The organism is Tepidibacter aestuarii (assembly GCF_934924865.1).
Taxonomy (GTDB): Bacteria; Bacillota; Clostridia; order Peptostreptococcales; family Peptostreptococcaceae; genus Tepidibacter_A; species Tepidibacter_A aestuarii.
Map to the genome: position 1 here is coordinate 3,086,494 of NZ_OW235315.1, position 19,712 is coordinate 3,106,205.

A 19,712-nucleotide genomic window follows, 5' to 3' on the forward strand; every position below is an offset into this window, starting at 1 on the left:
TTAAATATAAAAAAGAGTCTTCCCTAAATCGAGAAGACTCTAATAGCCAAACTTAAACTATCATCATCTTCTCATCTCTCAAAGCTACAAGCTTTGTTGGACTTGGCACCTTTTCAAACCGTGTTTGAAGGTTGCCGAGACTTCATAGGGCCATTCCCTCCGTCTCTCTTGATAAGAAGTAAAAATTTATTTAATTTTCTTATTCTCTAATGATACAATCATATTGTAAATTTGTCAAGAAATTATTTTTGAGATTTTTGAAGTGCATCTTGAATAGCACCCTTTATACCTTCACTGCTCTTACTAGCACCAGTTACATTATCAACCTCACTTTTACCATTTTCTAATATTTGACTCTTTATACCGTCAAATGCTTTATCTGCATATCCAGCAGTCTCATTTTGCGAAAGCATTTTTATATCTGCTATTTTATTGTTATCTATAGTTAGTTCGATCTTTATGTTACTACTATTACCTTCTCCTTCACCTATATAAGTTCCATTTTTGTATGTATTTCCTTCATTTATAACACTAACTTCCTTTGATGCACAGCCTGTTGCAAATAACGAAGTAATAACTGCAAGCAAGCATATTGATTTAAGTCTTCTCATAACATTTCTCCTTGTTATTAATAGTCATTTTCACTTAATTAATATTATCATTTTCATTCTATATTGTCAACATTATAAATAATACAAACTAATAAAAATTTATTATATCTATAAAGACAAAAAAATAAAACAAAATAGCTATTTTGTTTTATTTAATTTGTGAATTGTTACAGTTACAGTATCATTCCCCTCAAATATTATTTTATTAGCCTTAAATTCACCATCTTTAAAAGAATAATCAATAATAATATATCCTAGGTACTTTAAAGACTCAGTCTCAACTCCTACATCCACTATTAATTTATTATCTATCAAGTAATAATCTATATAATCTGTATAGTAAATTTTTAAAACTTCACTAGGGTTAGTTCCTAAAAACTCATTAGGAATAGTCCCTATTTTTATACTATAAATAATATCATTTATTTTTATTGCTACTTCTTTTTTAGATAATATTTTAGTCTCAACGTTGTCTTTAATTATCTCTAAAGCATTTTTAACTTTATACTCTGTGAGTTCTTCACAATTTATAATATGAACTTTTCTAATCCAGCTACCTGTTCCCCTTCCTTCACTTAATATAACAACTAGTTCCTTTTTATCATCATTATTTAAATCTAAATAATATAACTCAGGTAAATCCGAAGCCATAGATATGGTTTCCCAGTCAAAAAATTTGTTGACCCCATTTATACTTAGTACTAAACCTTGATACATGGGATCTTGTTCCTGTAAAGCGTACAAATAAATTTTTTCTTCAGGAATAGAAGCAATTATTTTAGGAATAGCATCAACATTAATATTTTCTCCTTGATTTTTTTCATCTAAATTTGCTGATTTTATATCATATATGCTATTGTTTTTTATAGTATTCATTTTACTATTTTCAGTCATTGCACTTGCTTTGCTGCCTGAAAATAAAATACTCAATACAAGAACTGTCATAAATATAAATATGTTTTTTCTCATTTCTACCTCCCCTTAATTAAATTTTGATATAGTCTTATTGTTATACTGTTTGTATTCTTAGCTTTGATTTAAATGTTTCTATATATATAACTTACGCTACAGCATAATTAAAAATGACGTCCATTGAAATATTAGCTATTTTTTTTATGTTAATATTTTACTAAATAGCGTTATTCTAATGTACGTCATTTTTCAATTAATCACTATATTTAATTTTTTAAAAATATTTCTTTAAAAACATTCCAGTATGAGACTTTTCATTATTTGCAACATCCTCAGGTGTACCAGTAGCAACTATCATTCCTCCACCATCTCCACCTTCAGGACCTAAATCTATTATATAATCAGATGTCTTTATAACATCTAAATTATGCTCTATTACTACAACAGAGTTTCCTGCATCTACTAATTTCTGAAGAACCTTAATAAGCTTATCTACATCTGCTATATGAAGACCAGTAGTTGGTTCGTCTAGTATATACAATGTCTTTCCAGTAGATCTCTTGCTAAGCTCTGTTGCTAGCTTTATTCTTTGTGCTTCTCCACCTGATAGTTGAGTAGATGGTTGTCCTAGTTTTATATAAGAAAGTCCTACATCCATAAGAGTTTGAAGCTTTCTTTTTATCTTAGGTATGTTCTCAAAGAATTCTAAAGCTTCTTCAACATTCATATCTAATACTTCTGATATTGTCTTATCTTTATACTTCACATCTAGAGTTTCTCTATTATATCGTTCTCCTTTACACACCTCACATTGAACGTATACATCCGGTAAGAAATGCATTTCTATTTTTATAATTCCATCACCTTTACAAGCTTCACATCTTCCGCCTTTTACATTAAAGCTAAATCTCCCTTTTTTGTATCCTCTAGCCTTTGCTTCATTAGTCATTGCGAATACATCTCTTATCATATCGAATACCCCAGTATATGTTGCAGGGTTTGATCTTGGAGTTCTTCCTATAGGTGATTGATCTATATCTATTACCTTGTCTACATGCTCTATACCTAATATTTCTTTGTGCTTTCCAGGCTTTATTCTTAGATTTTGAGTTTTGGCTGCAACTCCTTTATATAGGATTTCGTTTATTAATGAGCTCTTACCAGATCCTGATACTCCTGTTATACAAGTAAATAATCCAACAGGTATTTTAACATCTATATTTTTAAGATTGTTTTCACTAGCTTTTTTAATTTCTATATATCTATCATCTGGTTTTCTAAATTCCTCAGGAATAGATATTTCTTGTTTTCCACTCAAATACTGTCCTGTTATAGATCCTTCACATTCTTTTATTTCTTCAACAGTTCCTTGTGCAACTATTTCTCCTCCATGTACGCCAGCCCCAGGACCTATATCAACTACATAGTCTGCTGCAAACATAGTATCCTCATCGTGTTCAACTACTATAAGTGTATTTCCTATATCAGTTAAATGTCTTAAAGTCTTTATAAGTCTGTCATTGTCTCTTTGATGAAGACCAATACTCGGCTCATCTAGTACATAAAGTACACCAACTAATGCAGAACCTATTTGAGTTGCAAGCCTTATTCTTTGAGCTTCTCCTCCTGATAAAGTACCTGCTTGTCTTGATAGATTTAGATAGTTAAGACCAACATTTTGTAAAAAAGATGTTCTATTTTTTATCTCTTTTAATATTTCAGATGCTATTATCTTCTGCTTTTGAGTCAAATCTATATTGTTTATAAAATCTAGTAATTCATTTATAGACATATCAGTTATATCCGTTATATTTTTATTGTTTACAAGAACAGATAAACTTTCCTTTTTTAATCTTCCTCCTTTACATGTTCTACATGGACTTTCTATCATAAATCCTTCTATCTTTTCTCTCATATATTCAGATGTAGTCTCTTTATATCTTCTTTCTAAGTTGTTTATAACTCCTTCAAAATTTGCTTGATAAGTTCTGTATCCTCCAAATTTTGATTCATATTCAAATTGTATTAACGTATTATTATTTCCATATAATAACTCTTCTATAAAATCATCTGGTAAATCTTTAAATGGTGTTTCTAATGATACTCCAAACTTTGATGCAAGACTTTCTACCATTTTGTAGTAATATGTATCTTCACTACCAGCTCCACCAACTGAAAACCAAGGAGCTATAGCACCTTTTTTTATAGATAGATCCTTATTAGGTATAACCAAATCTTTATCAACCTTTTTCGTATTCCCAAGTCCATTGCAGCTTGTACAAGCTCCAAATGGGCTGTTAAAAGAAAACATTCTAGGAGAAAGCTCTTCCATTCCTATACCATGCTCAGGACATGTAAACTTAGTAGAAAATAATATTTCTTTATCTCCTATAAGATCTATAATAACAAGGCCTTCTGAAAGTTTGATAGCAGTTTCTATAGAGTCACTAAGTCTATTTTTTATATCTTCTTTTATTATTATTCTATCTACTACAACTTCTATATTATGTTTTTTATTCTTATTTAAATCTATTTCATCTGTAACCTCGTGGTTTTCTCCGTCTACCTTAATTCTTACAAAACCTTCTTTTTTTATTCTTTCAAATACCTTATCATGTTTTCCCTTTTTTCCTCTTACAACTGGAGATAGTATCTGTATTTTAGTTCTATCTGGAAGTTCTAATACTTTATCTACTATCTCTTGAACTGTCATTTGACTTATTTTTTTATTACATATAGGACAATGGGGTTCCCCTATTCTTGCAAATAGCAACCTTAAGTAATCATATATCTCAGTTACTGTTCCAACTGTAGATCTAGGATTTTTTGAAGTAGTCTTTTGATCTATTGATATAGCAGGTGATAATCCCTCTATATAATCAACATTAGGCTTTTCCATTTGTCCTAAAAACTGTCTAGCATAAGCCGATAGGCTTTCTACATATCTTCTTTGTCCCTCTGCATATATAGTATCAAATGCAAGAGAAGATTTACCTGATCCTGAAAGTCCTGTAAACACTATAAACTTATTTCTAGGAATAGTTATATCTATATTTTTTAAATTATGCTCTTTTGCTCCTTTTATCACGATGTTCTTGTTTTCCATATTATTTTTCAATCCTTTCCTCAAGCTCAGCTATTTTGTCTCTTAAATTAGCAGCTCTTTCAAATTGAAGATTCTTTGCAGCTTCCATCATTTCATCTTTAAGTCTATTTATATTTTCCTTTAATTCATCTTTATCTATATTACTGCTTATTCCATATGCAACTTCTTCATCTGCTACTTGAGTTGCCTCTATTACATCCTTTATATCCTTGTTTATACTTTGAGGAATTATATTATTTTCCTCATTGTATTTTTGTTGTATTTCTCTTCTTCTATTAGTTTCATTTATGGCGCTTTCCATAGATCTTGTTATTTTATCTGCATACATTATAACCCTACCATTCTTATTCCTTGCAGCTCTTCCTACAGTCTGTATAAGAGATGTTTCAGATCTTAAAAATCCTTCTTTATCAGCATCAAGTATCGCAACTAATGATACCTCTGGAATATCAAGACCTTCTCTTAAAAGGTTAATTCCTACTAATACATCAAACTTACCAATCCTTAAATCTCTTATAATCTCGGTTCTTTCAAGTGTTTCTATATCTGAATGTAGATATTTAACCTTAATTCCAGCATTTTTTAAGTAATCAGTTAAATCTTCTGACATCCTCTTTGTAAGTGTTGTAACCAATACTCTCTCTTTTTTAGAAACTATATCATTTATCTCGCTTAATAAATTATCTATTTGATTATTTATAGGTCTTACGTCTATTTCAGGATCTAAAAGCCCCGTAGGTCTTATAATTTGCTCTGCAAATTCATTAGAATTTTGAATCTCATAAGGACCAGGTGTTGCAGATACAAATAGCATTTGATTTATGTTTTCCTCAAATTCACTAAAGTTTAAAGGCCTATTATCATAAGCAGACGGCAGTCTAAATCCATTCTCTATTAATGATTCTTTTCTAGATCTATCGCCTCCATACATACCTCTTACCTGCGGTACTGTAACATGTGATTCATCAACTATTATGAGGTAATCGTCTGGAAAAAAGTCCATCAATGTATAAGGTTTATCTCCTTCTTTTCTTCCTGTTATGTGTCTTGAATAATTCTCTATTCCTTGACAAAAGCCTATCTCCTTTAACATCTCTATATCGTAGTTAGTTCTTTGTTCAATTCTTTGTGCTTCTAGTAGTTTCTCATTTTCTTTAAAGTATTTCACTCTATCATTTAGTTCTTCCTCTATATTTTGTAGAGCTTTTTCAAGCCTTTCAGAATTTGTTACATAATGAGATGCAGGGAATATAGCTATATGGTTTCTGCTGCCTATTATTTCTCCAGTTATGTAATTAATCTCTGTTATTCTATCTATTTCATCTCCGAAAAATTCTATTCTAATTCCTGTATCATCTGAATTAGCAGGCATTATCTCTATAATATCACCTCTTACTCTAAATGTACCTCTTTCAAAGTTAATATCATTTCTCTCATATTGTATGCTTACTAATTCCTTTATAACTACATCTCTATCCCTTTGCATACCAGGTCTTAAAGATATCATAAGTTCCTTATAATCTTTAGGATCTCCAAGTCCATATATGCAAGATACAGATGATATTATTATTACATCTTTTCTTTCAAGTATTGCTGCAGTCGCAGAATGTCGTAGCTTATCTATCTCATCATTAACAGATGCGTCTTTTTCTATATAAGTATCTGTATGCGCAACATAAGCCTCTGGCTGATAGTGATTGTAATAGCTTACAAAATACTCAACTGCATTATTTGGAAAGAAATCCTTAAACTCACTGTATAATTGAGCAGCTAATGTCTTATTATGTGCCATAATAAGCGTTGGTTTTTGAACCTTCTCTATTACATTTGCCATTGTAAAAGTTTTACCTGATCCCGTAACTCCTAATAAACTCGTAAACTTATTATTGTTATTTATTGAATTTACAATTTGCTCTATAGCCTGTGGCTGATCCCCCGTCGGCTTAAAGTTAGATTCTATCTTAAATTCCACCAAACCACCTCTTTTTTCGAACATTAGTTCTTATATCATATGTAAATTATACATTTAATTTTTTTTAAATTCAACACTCTATATTAATATACCTAAATATAGTAGATTTAATCAGTGTTAAATTGCATAAAAAATTCGTCTAGTCGCTACGCACTGACTCATGTCGCCAACGATCCCTACGGGCTCCGTTGCTCAAAAATAGTTAAAAATATTGTTCTTTAATTGAAAATATGTGCTGTTTTATAATTATATAGTTTTCTTAGACATAAAAAAAAAGACTTCCATGGGGGGTAGAAGTCTTTTTTGGGGGAGATTGAGTTAACTTGATTTACAAGCTTAATTATATAATGGACAGTATCTATATTTTTTATACATATATTTAAAAATTTTTTTATTTTATTTAAATTTTACTGCTGTTCCAACAACTAAAATTTCGGCTGCACCTTGCATAATGTTACTTGTTGAATATCTTATATTTATTATTCCATCCGCCCCAAGATTTTCTGCTTCATCAACCATTCTTTTAACCGCTATTTTACGAGCTTCATCCAACATCTCTTTATATGCTGTAAGCTCTCCGCCAACAATTGTTTTTAATCCACTTAAAATATCCTTTCCTACATGCTTAGATCTTATCGTCGAACCTTTAACAACCTCTAAAGTCTCAATTTCTTTTCCCGTTATAAAATCAGTATTTACTAATATCATCCTTCTCTTCCTCCTTAATTTCTTTAATTCTTTGATTTATCGTAAATATCATAGCACTAATTAACGCTGTAACAATTATACCTATTACTATATTAGATATAATACTATCTATACCATATGCTATAAGTAAAAAATATAAACAAATAGCTACAATTGTTAAACTACCACATATTATAGGAGCAATAAACTTTTTCATTAATATATTCTCCTTTCCTTATATATTCTATGAAATTATTTTATTATAGCATATATAAACTGATATTACTCAAATGTATTTAAAACTTAATTATTTTGAAATTATATATTTATTTTACTTCTTGCTATCAAGAATATAAATATGAACACTGAGGTGAAATAAGCTAAATATCCCATTTTAGAATTTTTTGCAAATAGCTCTCTACTTCCTTTCAAAGCAAACATTATCATAAGCATTATATGCTGTATATTTGTTAATATGAAAACCGATTCAATATCTAAATTCTTTATATTTAAAAAATATATAATTCCACATATAAACACAATAGCCATACATATTTTTCTTCCTAATTTATATACCCACCAATTCTCATTTTTATAATCTAACATGATTCATACATCTCCCTCAAAATACCATATGTTAAATTATACCATAACGATTCATCTTCATTGATATTTAAATATTTTTCTTATTTTAACTTTTCTAGTAGTAACGTAATATTTTTTCTTAGAGCGTTAGCTTTATTGGAATATTCACATACTAAAAAAGATGGTTATTTAAATGTTAGTGAATCTTTTAAATAGATTTCAATAAAACTTATGTTGTATCGTTTAAATATACGTTAAAAAATTTCTTATGTCTGAGCCTTAGCGAGTTTAAGAAATTTTAGTATATTTAATAAGATACAATACTTAGTTTTATAAATATATTTAATGAATTCACGGTATTTAAATAACCATCTTTTTCGCCTATCTATCCAATAAAAAAACGCATAAAAAAAGATTACGTGGCTACGTCCTACTCTCCCAGGGGGCTGCCCCCCAAGTACCATCGGCGCTAAAGAGCTTAACTTCTGTGTTCGGAATGGGAACAGGTGTATCCTCTTTGCTATAATAACCACATAATCTTTATTTTTTTGCTTGATTCTTTATGAATCACGCGGCTACGTCCTACTCTCCCAGGGGGCTGCCCCCCAAGTACCATCGGCGCTAAGGAGCTTAACTTCTGTGTTCGGAATGGGAACAGGTGTATCCTCCTTGCTATAATAACCACATGTTTGGAGCGGGTGAAGGGAGTCGAACCCTCGCAGCCGGCTTGGAAGGCCGGAACTCTACCACTGAGCTACACCCGCATGTTAGTATTAAGATTAATACTTTCAAAATTGACCAGATTTTAAATTTGGTTAAGTCCTCGATCTATTAGTATTCATCAGCTGAACTCATTACTGAGCTTACACCTTGAACCTATCAACCAGGTAGTCTTCCTGGGATCTTACTCATAAAGATGGGAAATCTTATCTTGAGGTTGGCTTCGCGCTTAGATGCTTTCAGCGCTTATCCATTCCATACATAGCTACCCAGCTATGCCACTGGCGTGACAACTGGTGCACCAGAGGTATGTCCATCCCGGTCCTCTCGTACTAAGGACAGCTCCTCTCAAATTTCCTACGCCTGCGACGGATAGGGACCGAACTGTCTCACGACGTTCTGAACCCAGCTCGCGTACCACTTTAATGGGCGAACAGCCCAACCCTTGGGACCTACTACAGCCCCAGGATGTGATGAGCCGACATCGAGGTGCCAAACCTCCCCGTCGATGTGGACTCTTGGGGGAGATAAGCCTGTTATCCCCAGGGTAGCTTTTATCCGTTGAGCGATGGCCCTTCCACGCGGAACCACCGGATCACTAAGCCCGACTTTCGTCCTTGCTCGACCTGTATGTCTTGCAATCAAGCTCCCTTTTGCCTTTGCACTCTTCGCACGATTTCCGACCGTGCTGAGGGAACCTTTGGGCGCCTCCGTTACATTTTGGGAGGCGACCGCCCCAGTCAAACTGTCCACCTGACAGTGTCCCAAGACCAGATTCATGGTCTATGGTTAGAATCTCAATATTACAAGGGTGGTATCCCAAGGATGACTCCACGAAAACTGGCGTTCTCGTATCTCAGTCTCCCACCTATCCTGTACATGTAATATCGAAATCCAATGCCAGGCTACAGTAAAGCTCCATGGGGTCTTTCCGTCCTGTCGCAGGTATCCGGCATCTTCACCGGAATTACAATTTCACCGAGTCTTTTGTTGAGACAGTGCCCAAATCGTTACGCCTTTCGTGCGGGTCGGAACTTACCCGACAAGGAATTTCGCTACCTTAGGACCGTTATAGTTACGGCCGCCGTTTACTGGGGCTTAAGTTCAATGCTTCGACTAATGTCTAACACATCCCCTTAACCTTCCAGCACCGGGCAGGCGTCAGCTCCTATACATCGTCTTTCGACTTAGCAGAAACCTATGTTTTTGGTAAACAGTCGCTTGGGCCTATTCTCTGCGGCCTCTTCGGGCATACACCCTAATGAGGCACCCCTTATCCCTAAGTTACGGGGTCATTTTGCCGAGTTCCTTAACAAAAGTTCTCTCGCTAGCCTTAGAATTCTCTTCTCACCCACCTGTGTCGGTTTGCGGTACGGGTACCTTTAATCTCAGTAGAGGCTTTTCTTGGCAGCATGAAATCGACTACTTCGCTACTTAAATTTCGCTCCCCATCACACCTCAGGATTGCACCGACGGATTTGCCTATCAATGCTCCCTTAATGCTTGGACCTACATATCCAATAGTAGGATAGCCTATCCTTCTGCGTCACCCCATTCTTCAAACGATTATCGGTAGTACAGGAATCTCAACCTGTTGTCCATCACCTACGCCTTTCGGCCTCGGCTTAGGTCCCGACTAACCCTGAGCGGACGAACCTTCCTCAGGAAACCTTGGGTTTTCGGCCCGTAGGATTCTCACCTACGTCTCGCTACTCATGCCAACATTCTCTCTTCACTGCAGTCCACTAGTCCTTCCGGTCTAGCTTCAACCCGCAGTGAATGCTCCCCTACCCATTGACAAAGTCAATGCCGTAGCTTCGGTAGTAAGTTTTAGCCCCGATAATTTTCGGCGCAGGATCACTCGACCAGTGAGCTATTACGCACTCTTTGAATGAATGGCTGCTTCTAAGCCAACATCCTGGTTGTCTGTGCAATCCCACATCCTTTACCACTTAACTTACATTTAGGGACCTTAGCTGACGGTCTGGGCTGTTTCCCTCTCGACTATGAATCTTATCACCCACAGTCTGACTCCCAAGCAAAAGATAAAGGCATTCGGAGTTTGATAGTCTTCGGTAACCCACAGGGCCCCTAGGACATTCAGTGCTCTACCTCCTCATCTCTAAGCTTGAGGCTAGCCCTAAAGCTATTTCGGGGAGAACCAGCTATCTCCGAGCTCGATTGGAATTTCACCTCTACCCACAGCTCATCCCCGCACTTTTCAACGTGCGTGGGTTCGGACCTCCACGAAATTTTACTTTCGCTTCATCCTGGCCATGGGTAGGTCGCTCGGTTTCGGGTCTACGACAAGTAACTGAATCGCCCAGTTAAGACTCGCTTTCGCTACGGCTCCAGACCCTAAGTCCTTAACCTTGCTACTTATCGTAACTCGTTGGCCCGTTCTACAAAAAGTACGCGGTCACACTAAAAATGTGCTCCCACAGCTTGTAGGCATAGGGTTTCAGGTTCTATTTCACTCCCCTTCCGGGGTTCTTTTCACCTTTCCCTCACGGTACTATACGCTATCGGTCACCAAGAAGTATTTAGCCTTGGGGGGTGGTCCCCCCAGCTTCCCACAGGGTTTCACGTGTCCCGTGGTACTCTGGAGTATGCTCGAAAGTCTTCTTGTTTAATCTACAGGACTATTACCTTCTATGGTGGGTCTTTCCAAACCTCTTCGACTACAATACCTCTTTCTTGTGAGCATATCCGCAACCCCTATGAAGAAAACTTCATAGGTTTGGGCTCTTCCCCTTTCGCTCGCCGCTACTTAGGGAATCGATTTTTCTTTCTCTTCCTCGAGGTACTTAGATGTTTCAGTTCCCTCGGTTCCCCTCCTTAGACTATGTATTCATCTAAGGATACCTAGACATTACTCTAGGTGGGTTTCCCCATTCGGAAATCTCCGGATCAAAGATTGCTTGCATCTCCCCGAAGCTTATCGCAGCTTACCACGTCCTTCATCGGCTCTTGGTGCCAAGGCATCCGCCCTACGCCCTTAATAACTTAACCTAAATTTATTTAAATCTGTTCAATTTTCAAAGTACTAAGTAGTATATAAAATACTAAATGGTGGAGACGAGGAGAGTCGAACTCCTGACCCCTTGCTTGCAAGGCAAGTGCTCTCCCAACTGAGCTACGCCCCCATATTGTATTTTTAAGAGTTTTAATAAACTCTCAAAATTAAACAGTAGGTTATTTCTCCTTAGAAAGGAGGTGATCCAGCCGCACCTTCCGATACGGCTACCTTGTTACGACTTCACCCCAGTCATTGATTTCACCTTCGGCAGATTCCTCCTTACGGTTGGATATCTGACTTCGGGCGCCCCCAACTTCCGTGGTGTGACGGGCGGTGTGTACAAGACCCGGGAACGCATTCACCGCGACATTCTGATTCGCGATTACTAGTAACTCCAGCTTCATGCAGGCGAGTTTCAGCCTGCAATCCGAACTGAGACTAGCTTTAAGAGATTAGCTTGACCTCGCGGTTTCGCAACTCTCTGTACTAGCCATTGTAGCACGTGTGTAGCCCTAAGCATAAGGGGCATGATGATTTGACGTCATCCCCACCTTCCTCCGAGTTATCCTCGGCAGTCTCTCTAGAGTGCCCATCCAAAATGCTGGCAACTAAAGATAAGGGTTGCGCTCGTTGCGGGACTTAACCCAACATCTCACGACACGAGCTGACGACAACCATGCACCACCTGTCACCTCAGTCCCCGAAGGGAAAGCTTCGATTAAGAAGCGGTCTGAGGGATGTCAAGCTTAGGTAAGGTTCTTCGCGTTGCTTCGAATTAAACCACATGCTCCGCTACTTGTGCGGGTCCCCGTCAATTCCTTTGAGTTTCACTCTTGCGAGCGTACTCCCCAGGCGGAGTGCTTAATGCGTTAGCTGCGGCACCGAGGGGGGTAACCCCCGACACCTAGCACTCATCGTTTACGGCGTGGACTACCAGGGTATCTAATCCTGTTCGCTCCCCACGCTTTCGTGCCTCAGCGTCAGTTACAGTCCAGAGAGCCGCCTTCGCAACTGGTATTCCTCCTAATATCTACGCATTTCACCGCTACACTAGGAATTCTACTCTCCTCTCCTGCACTCAAGCCCTGCAGTTTCAAAAGCTTACTACGGTTGAGCCGTAGCCTTTCACTTCTGACTTACAAGGCCGCCTACGCACCCTTTACGCCCAGTAATTCCGGATAACGCTTGCCCCCTACGTATTACCGCGGCTGCTGGCACGTAGTTAGCCGGGGCTTCCTCCTAAGGTACCGTCATTATCTTCCCTTAGGACAGAGCTTTACGACCCGAAGGCCTTCATCGCTCACGCGGCGTTGCTGCATCAGGGTTTCCCCCATTGTGCAATATTCCCCACTGCTGCCTCCCGTAGGAGTCTGGACCGTGTCTCAGTTCCAGTGTGGCCGATCACCCTCTCAGGTCGGCTACCCATCGTCGCCTTGGTAAGCTTTTACCTCACCAACTAGCTAATGGGACGCGGGTCCATCCTATACCGCTAACGCTTTGACATTTCTAAGATGCCTTAAAAATGTGTTATCTCGTATTAGCATATCTTTCGATATGTTATCCGTGTGTATAGGGCAGGTTACCCACGCGTTACTCACCCGTCCGCCGCTAAGATTAAAAAGCAAGCTTTTTAATCTCCGCTCGACTTGCATGTGTTAGGCACGCCGCCAGCGTTCATCCTGAGCCAGGATCAAACTCTTAAATAAAAGTTTGTCAGTACTCAGTAAACTGACTTTATGTGTTGTTTCCGAAAATCACTGTTGTGATTTATTTATAACCTACTGTTTAATTTTCAAAGTTCATTTTGTGTTTCTTGTTTGCCTCGTTTTCGAGGACATGTAATAATATATCATCTTTCGACATATTCGTCAATACTTTTTTAAAAGTTTTTTTATAATGAGTAAGAATTTGTATTCCTATTTGAATTGCATATAAGTATAATTTCCGTTACGAATTTCAAAAAAATCTCTATATATAATCTTTCAAAGAAAGGCTTTTTTATCATTCACTCGAAATATACTATTAAACTCATCAATCATAATTAAAACTTTATAAAAAAAGATTACGTGGCTACGTCCTACTCTCCCAGGGGGCTGCCCCCCAAGTACCATCGGCGCTAAGGAGCTTAACTTCTGTGTTCGGAATGGGAACAGGTGTATCCTCCTTGCTATAATAACCACATAATCTTTTTAATTTTGGTGCCCAGAGGCGGAATCGAACCACCGACACGGGGATTTTCAGTCCCCTGCTCTACCGACTGAGCTATCTGGGCAAAAAAAAGTGGTGGGCCTTCAGGGACTCGAACCCCAGACCTACCGGTTATGAGCCGGGCGCTCTAACCAACTGAGCTAAAGGCCCACTTTTTTTGGTGGAGGGGACTGGATTCGAACCAGTGAAAGCGATGCTAACAGATTTACAGTCTGCCCCCTTTGGCCAACTCGGGAACCCCTCCATATTTTGGAGCTAGTGATAGGAATCGAACCTACAACCTGCTGATTACAAGTCAGCTGCTCTACCGTTGAGCCACACTAGCGTATATTATTTATTTTAAAAGTATTTTTTTGGCGACCTGGAAGGGACTCGAACCCTCGACCTCCAGCGTGACAGGCTGGCATTCTAACCAACTGAACTACCAGGCCAAATAATTGGTGGGCTCAACAGGGCTCGAACCTGTGACCCCCTGCTTGTAAGGCAGGTGCTCTCCCAGCTGAGCTATGAGCCCAATTATTAATGGTGACCCCTAGGGGAATCGAACCCCTGTTACCGCCGTGAAAGGGCGGTGTCTTAACCGCTTGACCAAGGGGCCATACTGGTTGCGGGAGCAGGACTTGAACCTACGACCTTCGGGTTATGAGCCCGACGAGCTGCCAACTGCTCCATCCCGCGTTATTGTGGTGCCGAGGACCGGAATCGAACCGGTACGATCTGTAAGGACCGCAGGATTTTAAGTCCTGTGCGTCTGCCAGTTCCGCCACCTCGGCATTTTTTTTGGCTCCAAGGGTGGGGCTCGAACCCACAGCCTATCGGTTAACAGCCGATTGCTCCACCATTGAGCTACCTTGGAACATACGTGGCTACGTCTTACTCTCCCAGGGGGCTGCCCCCCAAGTACCATCAGCGCTAAAGAGCTTAACTTCTGTGTTCGGAATGGGAACAGGTGTATCCTCTTTGCTATAATAACCACATATTGGAGCGGGTGAAGGGAGTCGAACCCTCGCAGCCGGCTTGGAAGGCCGGAACTCTACCACTGAGCTACACCCGCATATTAAGTATTAAGATTAATACTTTCAAAATTGACCAGATTTAAAATTTGGTTAAGTCCTCGATCTATTAGTATTCATCAGCTGAACTCATTACTGAGCTTACACCTTGAACCTATCAACCAGGTAGTCTTCCTGGGATCTTACTCATAAAGATGGGAAATCTTATCTTGAGGTTGGCTTCGCGCTTAGATGCTTTCAGCGCTTATCCATTCCATACATAGCTACCCAGCTATGCCACTGGCGTGACAACTGGTGCACCAGAGGTATGTCCATCCCGGTCCTCTCGTACTAAGGACAGCTCCTCTCAAATTTCCTACGCCTGCGACGGATAGGGACCGAACTGTCTCACGACGTTCTGAACCCAGCTCGCGTACCACTTTAATGGGCGAACAGCCCAACCCTTGGGACCTACTACAGCCCCAGGATGTGATGAGCCGACATCGAGGTGCCAAACCTCCCCGTCGATGTGGACTCTTGGGGGAGATAAGCCTGTTATCCCCAGGGTAGCTTTTATCCGTTGAGCGATGGCCCTTCCACGCGGAACCACCGGATCACTAAGCCCGACTTTCGTCCTTGCTCGACCTGTATGTCTTGCAATCAAGCTCCCTTTTGCCTTTGCACTCTTCGCACGATTTCCGACCGTGCTGAGGGAACCTTTGGGCGCCTCCGTTACATTTTGGGAGGCGACCGCCCCAGTCAAACTGTCCACCTGACAGTGTCCCAAGACCAGATTCATGGTCTATGGTTAGAATCTCAATATTACAAGGGTGGTATCCCAAGGATGACTCCACGAAAACTGGCGTTCTCGTATCTCAGTCTCCCACCTATCCTGTACATGTAATATCGAAATCCAATGCCAGGCTACAGTAAAGCTCCATGGGGTCTTTCCGTCCTGTCGCAGGTATCCGGCATCTTCACCGGAATTACAATTTCACCGAGTCTTTTGTTGAGACAGTGCCCAAATCGTTACGCCTTTCGTGCGGGTCGGAACTTACCCGACAAGGAATTTCGCTACCTTAGGACCGTTATAGTTACGGCCGCCGTTTACTGGGGCTTAAGTTCAATGCTTCGACTAATGTCTAACACATCCCCTTAACCTTCCAGCACCGGGCAGGCGTCAGCTCCTATACATCGTCTTTCGACTTAGCAGAAACCTATGTTTTTGGTAAACAGTCGCTTGGGCCTATTCTCTGCGGCCTCTTCGGGCATACACCCTAATGAGGCACCCCTTATCCCTAAGTTACGGGGTCATTTTGCCGAGTTCCTTAACAAAAGTTCTCTCGCTAGCCTTAGAATTCTCTTCTCACCCACCTGTGTCGGTTTGCGGTACGGGTACCTTTAATCTCAGTAGAGGCTTTTCTTGGCAGCATGAAATCGACTACTTCGCTACTTAAATTTCGCTCCCCATCACACCTCAGGATTGCACCGACGGATTTGCCTATCAATGCTCCCTTAATGCTTGGACCTACATATCCAATAGTAGGATAGCCTATCCTTCTGCGTCACCCCATTCTTCAAACGATTATCGGTAGTACAGGAATCTCAACCTGTTGTCCATCACCTACGCCTTTCGGCCTCGGCTTAGGTCCCGACTAACCCTGAGCGGACGAACCTTCCTCAGGAAACCTTGGGTTTTCGGCCCGTAGGATTCTCACCTACGTCTCGCTACTCATGCCAACATTCTCTCTTCACTGCAGTCCACTAGTCCTTCCGGTCTAGCTTCAACCCGCAGTGAATGCTCCCCTACCCATTGACAAAGTCAATGCCGTAGCTTCGGTAGTAAGTTTTAGCCCCGATAATTTTCGGCGCAGGATCACTCGACCAGTGAGCTATTACGCACTCTTTGAATGAATGGCTGCTTCTAAGCCAACATCCTGGTTGTCTGTGCAATCCCACATCCTTTACCACTTAACTTACATTTAGGGACCTTAGCTGACGGTCTGGGCTGTTTCCCTCTCGACTATGAATCTTATCACCCACAGTCTGACTCCCAAGCAAAAGATAAAGGCATTCGGAGTTTGATAGTCTTCGGTAACCCACAGGGCCCCTAGGACATTCAGTGCTCTACCTCCTCATCTCTAAGCTTGAGGCTAGCCCTAAAGCTATTTCGGGGAGAACCAGCTATCTCCGAGCTCGATTGGAATTTCACCTCTACCCACAGCTCATCCCCGCACTTTTCAACGTGCGTGGGTTCGGACCTCCACGAAATTTTACTTTCGCTTCATCCTGGCCATGGGTAGGTCGCTCGGTTTCGGGTCTACGACAAGTAACTGAATCGCCCAGTTAAGACTCGCTTTCGCTACGGCTCCAGACCCTAAGTCCTTAACCTTGCTACTTATCGTAACTCGTTGGCCCGTTCTACAAAAAGTACGCGGTCACACTAAAAATGTGCTCCCACAGCTTGTAGGCATAGGGTTTCAGGTTCTATTTCACTCCCCTTCCGGGGTTCTTTTCACCTTTCCCTCACGGTACTATACGCTATCGGTCACCAAGAAGTATTTAGCCTTGGGGGGTGGTCCCCCCAGCTTCCCACAGGGTTTCACGTGTCCCGTGGTACTCTGGAGTATGCTCGAAAGTCTTCTTGTTTAATCTACAGGACTATTACCTTCTATGGTGGGTCTTTCCAAACCTCTTCGACTACAATACCTCTTTCTTGTGAGCATATCCGCAACCCCTATGAAGAAAACTTCATAGGTTTGGGCTCTTCCCCTTTCGCTCGCCGCTACTTAGGGAATCGATTTTTCTTTCTCTTCCTCGAGGTACTTAGATGTTTCAGTTCCCTCGGTTCCCCTCCTTAGACTATGTATTCATCTAAGGATACCTAGACATTACTCTAGGTGGGTTTCCCCATTCGGAAATCTCCGGATCAAAGATTGCTTGCATCTCCCCGAAGCTTATCGCAGCTTACCACGTCCTTCATCGGCTCTTGGTGCCAAGGCATCCGCCCTACGCCCTTAATAACTTAACCTAAATTTATTTAAATCTGTTCAATTTTCAAAGTACTAAGTAGTATATAAAATACTAAATGGTGGAGACGAGGAGAGTCGAACTCCTGACCCCTTGCTTGCAAGGCAAGTGCTCTCCCAACTGAGCTACGCCCCCATATTGTATTTTTAAGAGTTTTAATAAACTCTCAAAATTAAACAGTAGGTTATTTCTCCTTAGAAAGGAGGTGATCCAGCCGCACCTTCCGATACGGCTACCTTGTTACGACTTCACCCCAGTCATTGATTTCACCTTCGGCAGATTCCTCCTTACGGTTGGATATCTGACTTCGGGCGCCCCCAACTTCCGTGGTGTGACGGGCGGTGTGTACAAGACCCGGGAACGCATTCACCGCGACATTCTGATTCGCGATTACTAGTAACTCCAGCTTCATGCAGGCGAGTTTCAGCCTGCAATCCGAACTGAGACTAGCTTTAAGAGATTAGCTTGACCTCGCGGTTTCGCAACTCTCTGTACTAGCCATTGTAGCACGTGTGTAGCCCTAAGCATAAGGGGCATGATGATTTGACGTCATCCCCACCTTCCTCCGAGTTATCCTCGGCAGTCTCTCTAGAGTGCCCATCCAAAATGCTGGCAACTAAAGATAAGGGTTGCGCTCGTTGCGGGACTTAACCCAACATCTCACGACACGAGCTGACGACAACCATGCACCACCTGTCACCTCAGTCCCCGAAGGGAAAGCTTCGATTAAGAAGCGGTCTGAGGGATGTCAAGCTTAGGTAAGGTTCTTCGCGTTGCTTCGAATTAAACCACATGCTCCGCTACTTGTGCGGGTCCCCGTCAATTCCTTTGAGTTTCACTCTTGCGAGCGTACTCCCCAGGCGGAGTGCTTAATGCGTTAGCTGCGGCACCGAGGGGGGTAACCCCCGACACCTAGCACTCATCGTTTACGGCGTGGACTACCAGGGTATCTAATCCTGTTCGCTCCCCACGCTTTCGTGCCTCAGCGTCAGTTACAGTCCAGAGAGCCGCCTTCGCAACTGGTATTCCTCCTAATATCTACGCATTTCACCGCTACACTAGGAATTCTACTCTCCTCTCCTGCACTCAAGCCCTGCAGTTTCAAAAGCTTACTACGGTTGAGCCGTAGCCTTTCACTTCTGACTTACAAGGCCGCCTACGCACCCTTTACGCCCAGTAATTCCGGATAACGCTTGCCCCCTACGTATTACCGCGGCTGCTGGCACGTAGTTAGCCGGGGCTTCCTCCTAAGGTACCGTCATTATCTTCCCTTAGGACAGAGCTTTACGACCCGAAGGCCTTCATCGCTCACGCGGCGTTGCTGCATCAGGGTTTCCCCCATTGTGCAATATTCCCCACTGCTGCCTCCCGTAGGAGTCTGGACCGTGTCTCAGTTCCAGTGTGGCCGATCACCCTCTCAGGTCGGCTACCCATCGTCGCCTTGGTAAGCTTTTACCTCACCAACTAGCTAATGGGACGCGGGTCCATCCTATACCGCTAACGCTTTGACATTTCTAAGATGCCTTAAAAATGTGTTATCTCGTATTAGCATATCTTTCGATATGTTATCCGTGTGTATAGGGCAGGTTACCCACGCGTTACTCACCCGTCCGCCGCTAAGATTAAAAAGCAAGCTTTTTAATCTCCGCTCGACTTGCATGTGTTAGGCACGCCGCCAGCGTTCATCCTGAGCCAGGATCAAACTCTTAAATAAAAGTTTGTCAGTACTCAGTAAACTGACTTTATGTGTTGTTTCCGAAAATCACTGTTGTGATTTATTTATAACCTACTGTTTAATTTTCAAAGTTCATTTTGTGTTTCTTGTTTGCCTCGTTTTCGAGGACATGTAATAATATATCATCTTTCGACA

The 19,712-nt window shown here is 40.8% G+C and carries 7 protein-coding genes, 14 tRNA genes, 8 rRNA genes and 1 riboswitch; all 29 genes read right to left on the reverse strand.

The window, feature by feature from the left end; all coding sequences use genetic code 11:
• Window positions 1-68 precede the first annotated feature (68 nt).
• Window positions 69-178: riboswitch (SAM riboswitch) on the reverse strand.
• A 64-nt stretch (window positions 179-242) separates the two neighbouring features.
• The gene (locus tag M2214_RS15000) at window positions 243-611 is read right to left on the reverse strand and encodes an FMN-binding protein (RefSeq protein ID WP_248480590.1); all 369 of its coding nucleotides are present in this window, start codon (window positions 609-611) and stop codon (window positions 243-245) included.
• A 138-nt stretch (window positions 612-749) separates the two neighbouring features.
• Window positions 750-1,580, reverse strand: a complete 831-nt coding sequence (locus M2214_RS15005) for a hypothetical protein (RefSeq protein WP_248480592.1) — start codon at window positions 1,578-1,580, stop codon at window positions 750-752.
• A 217-nt stretch (window positions 1,581-1,797) separates the two neighbouring features.
• Window positions 1,798-4,629, reverse strand: coding sequence for an excinuclease ABC subunit UvrA (gene uvrA, locus M2214_RS15010; RefSeq protein WP_248480594.1), 2,832 nt, complete (start codon window positions 4,627-4,629; stop codon window positions 1,798-1,800).
• Between the two features lies 1 nt (window position 4,630).
• Window positions 4,631-6,625 (reverse strand): excinuclease ABC subunit UvrB, encoded by a 1,995-nt coding sequence (gene uvrB / locus M2214_RS15015; RefSeq protein ID WP_248480596.1) that lies wholly within the window; start codon window positions 6,623-6,625, stop codon window positions 4,631-4,633.
• Window positions 6,626-6,997: 372 nt separating this feature from the next.
• Window positions 6,998-7,309 carry a YbjQ family protein gene (locus tag M2214_RS15020; protein ID WP_248480598.1) on the reverse strand — a complete coding sequence of 104 codons (312 nt, stop codon included), beginning with the start codon at window positions 7,307-7,309 and terminating at the stop codon, window positions 6,998-7,000.
• The gene (locus M2214_RS15025) at window positions 7,290-7,505 is read right to left on the reverse strand and encodes a hypothetical protein (RefSeq protein WP_248480600.1); all 216 of its coding nucleotides are present in this window, start codon (window positions 7,503-7,505) and stop codon (window positions 7,290-7,292) included. The genes M2214_RS15020 and M2214_RS15025 overlap by 20 nt, the downstream gene beginning before the upstream one ends.
• 101 nt (window positions 7,506-7,606) lie before the next feature.
• Window positions 7,607-7,894 (reverse strand): hypothetical protein, encoded by a 288-nt coding sequence (locus M2214_RS15030; protein ID WP_248480602.1) that lies wholly within the window; start codon window positions 7,892-7,894, stop codon window positions 7,607-7,609.
• 396 nt (window positions 7,895-8,290) lie between these two features.
• A 5S ribosomal RNA gene (gene rrf, locus M2214_RS15035) occupies window positions 8,291-8,407 on the reverse strand.
• 35 nt (window positions 8,408-8,442) lie between these two features.
• Window positions 8,443-8,559: ribosomal RNA gene (gene rrf / locus M2214_RS15040) — 5S ribosomal RNA — on the reverse strand.
• 4 nt (window positions 8,560-8,563) lie between these two features.
• A tRNA-Gly gene (locus M2214_RS15045) sits at window positions 8,564-8,637 on the reverse strand.
• Window positions 8,638-8,684: 47 nt separating this feature from the next.
• A 23S ribosomal RNA gene (locus M2214_RS15050) occupies window positions 8,685-11,605 on the reverse strand.
• Window positions 11,606-11,663: 58 nt separating this feature from the next.
• A tRNA-Ala gene (locus M2214_RS15055) sits at window positions 11,664-11,739 on the reverse strand.
• 63 nt (window positions 11,740-11,802) lie between these two features.
• A 16S ribosomal RNA gene (locus M2214_RS15060) occupies window positions 11,803-13,318 on the reverse strand.
• A 358-nt stretch (window positions 13,319-13,676) separates the two neighbouring features.
• Window positions 13,677-13,793 (reverse strand): 5S ribosomal RNA (rrf, locus tag M2214_RS15065).
• Window positions 13,794-13,808: 15 nt separating this feature from the next.
• Window positions 13,809-13,884: transfer RNA gene (locus tag M2214_RS15070), tRNA-Phe, on the reverse strand.
• A gap of 9 nt (window positions 13,885-13,893) precedes the next feature.
• Window positions 13,894-13,970: transfer RNA gene (locus M2214_RS15075), tRNA-Ile, on the reverse strand.
• An 8-nt stretch (window positions 13,971-13,978) separates the two neighbouring features.
• Window positions 13,979-14,064 (reverse strand) — tRNA-Tyr (locus M2214_RS15080).
• A 6-nt stretch (window positions 14,065-14,070) separates the two neighbouring features.
• Window positions 14,071-14,145 (reverse strand) — tRNA-Thr (locus M2214_RS15085).
• Between the two features lie 29 nt (window positions 14,146-14,174).
• A tRNA-Asp gene (locus tag M2214_RS15090) sits at window positions 14,175-14,251 on the reverse strand.
• A gap of 7 nt (window positions 14,252-14,258) precedes the next feature.
• Window positions 14,259-14,334: transfer RNA gene (locus M2214_RS15095), tRNA-Val, on the reverse strand.
• A 9-nt stretch (window positions 14,335-14,343) separates the two neighbouring features.
• Window positions 14,344-14,418: transfer RNA gene (locus M2214_RS15100), tRNA-Glu, on the reverse strand.
• Between the two features lie 4 nt (window positions 14,419-14,422).
• Window positions 14,423-14,498, reverse strand: a tRNA-Met gene (locus M2214_RS15105).
• 6 nt (window positions 14,499-14,504) lie between these two features.
• Window positions 14,505-14,593 (reverse strand) — tRNA-Leu (locus M2214_RS15110).
• 8 nt (window positions 14,594-14,601) lie between these two features.
• Window positions 14,602-14,676: transfer RNA gene (locus M2214_RS15115), tRNA-Asn, on the reverse strand.
• A gap of 4 nt (window positions 14,677-14,680) precedes the next feature.
• A 5S ribosomal RNA gene (rrf, locus tag M2214_RS15120) occupies window positions 14,681-14,797 on the reverse strand.
• A 3-nt stretch (window positions 14,798-14,800) separates the two neighbouring features.
• Window positions 14,801-14,874, reverse strand: a tRNA-Gly gene (locus M2214_RS15125).
• 48 nt (window positions 14,875-14,922) lie between these two features.
• Window positions 14,923-17,843, reverse strand: a 23S ribosomal RNA gene (locus tag M2214_RS15130).
• 58 nt (window positions 17,844-17,901) lie between these two features.
• Window positions 17,902-17,977: transfer RNA gene (locus tag M2214_RS15135), tRNA-Ala, on the reverse strand.
• 63 nt (window positions 17,978-18,040) lie between these two features.
• Window positions 18,041-19,556: ribosomal RNA gene (locus M2214_RS15140) — 16S ribosomal RNA — on the reverse strand.
• The 16S, 23S and 5S rRNA genes sit together here with 14 tRNA genes alongside, the layout of an rRNA operon.
• Window positions 19,557-19,712: the final 156 nt, after the last annotated feature.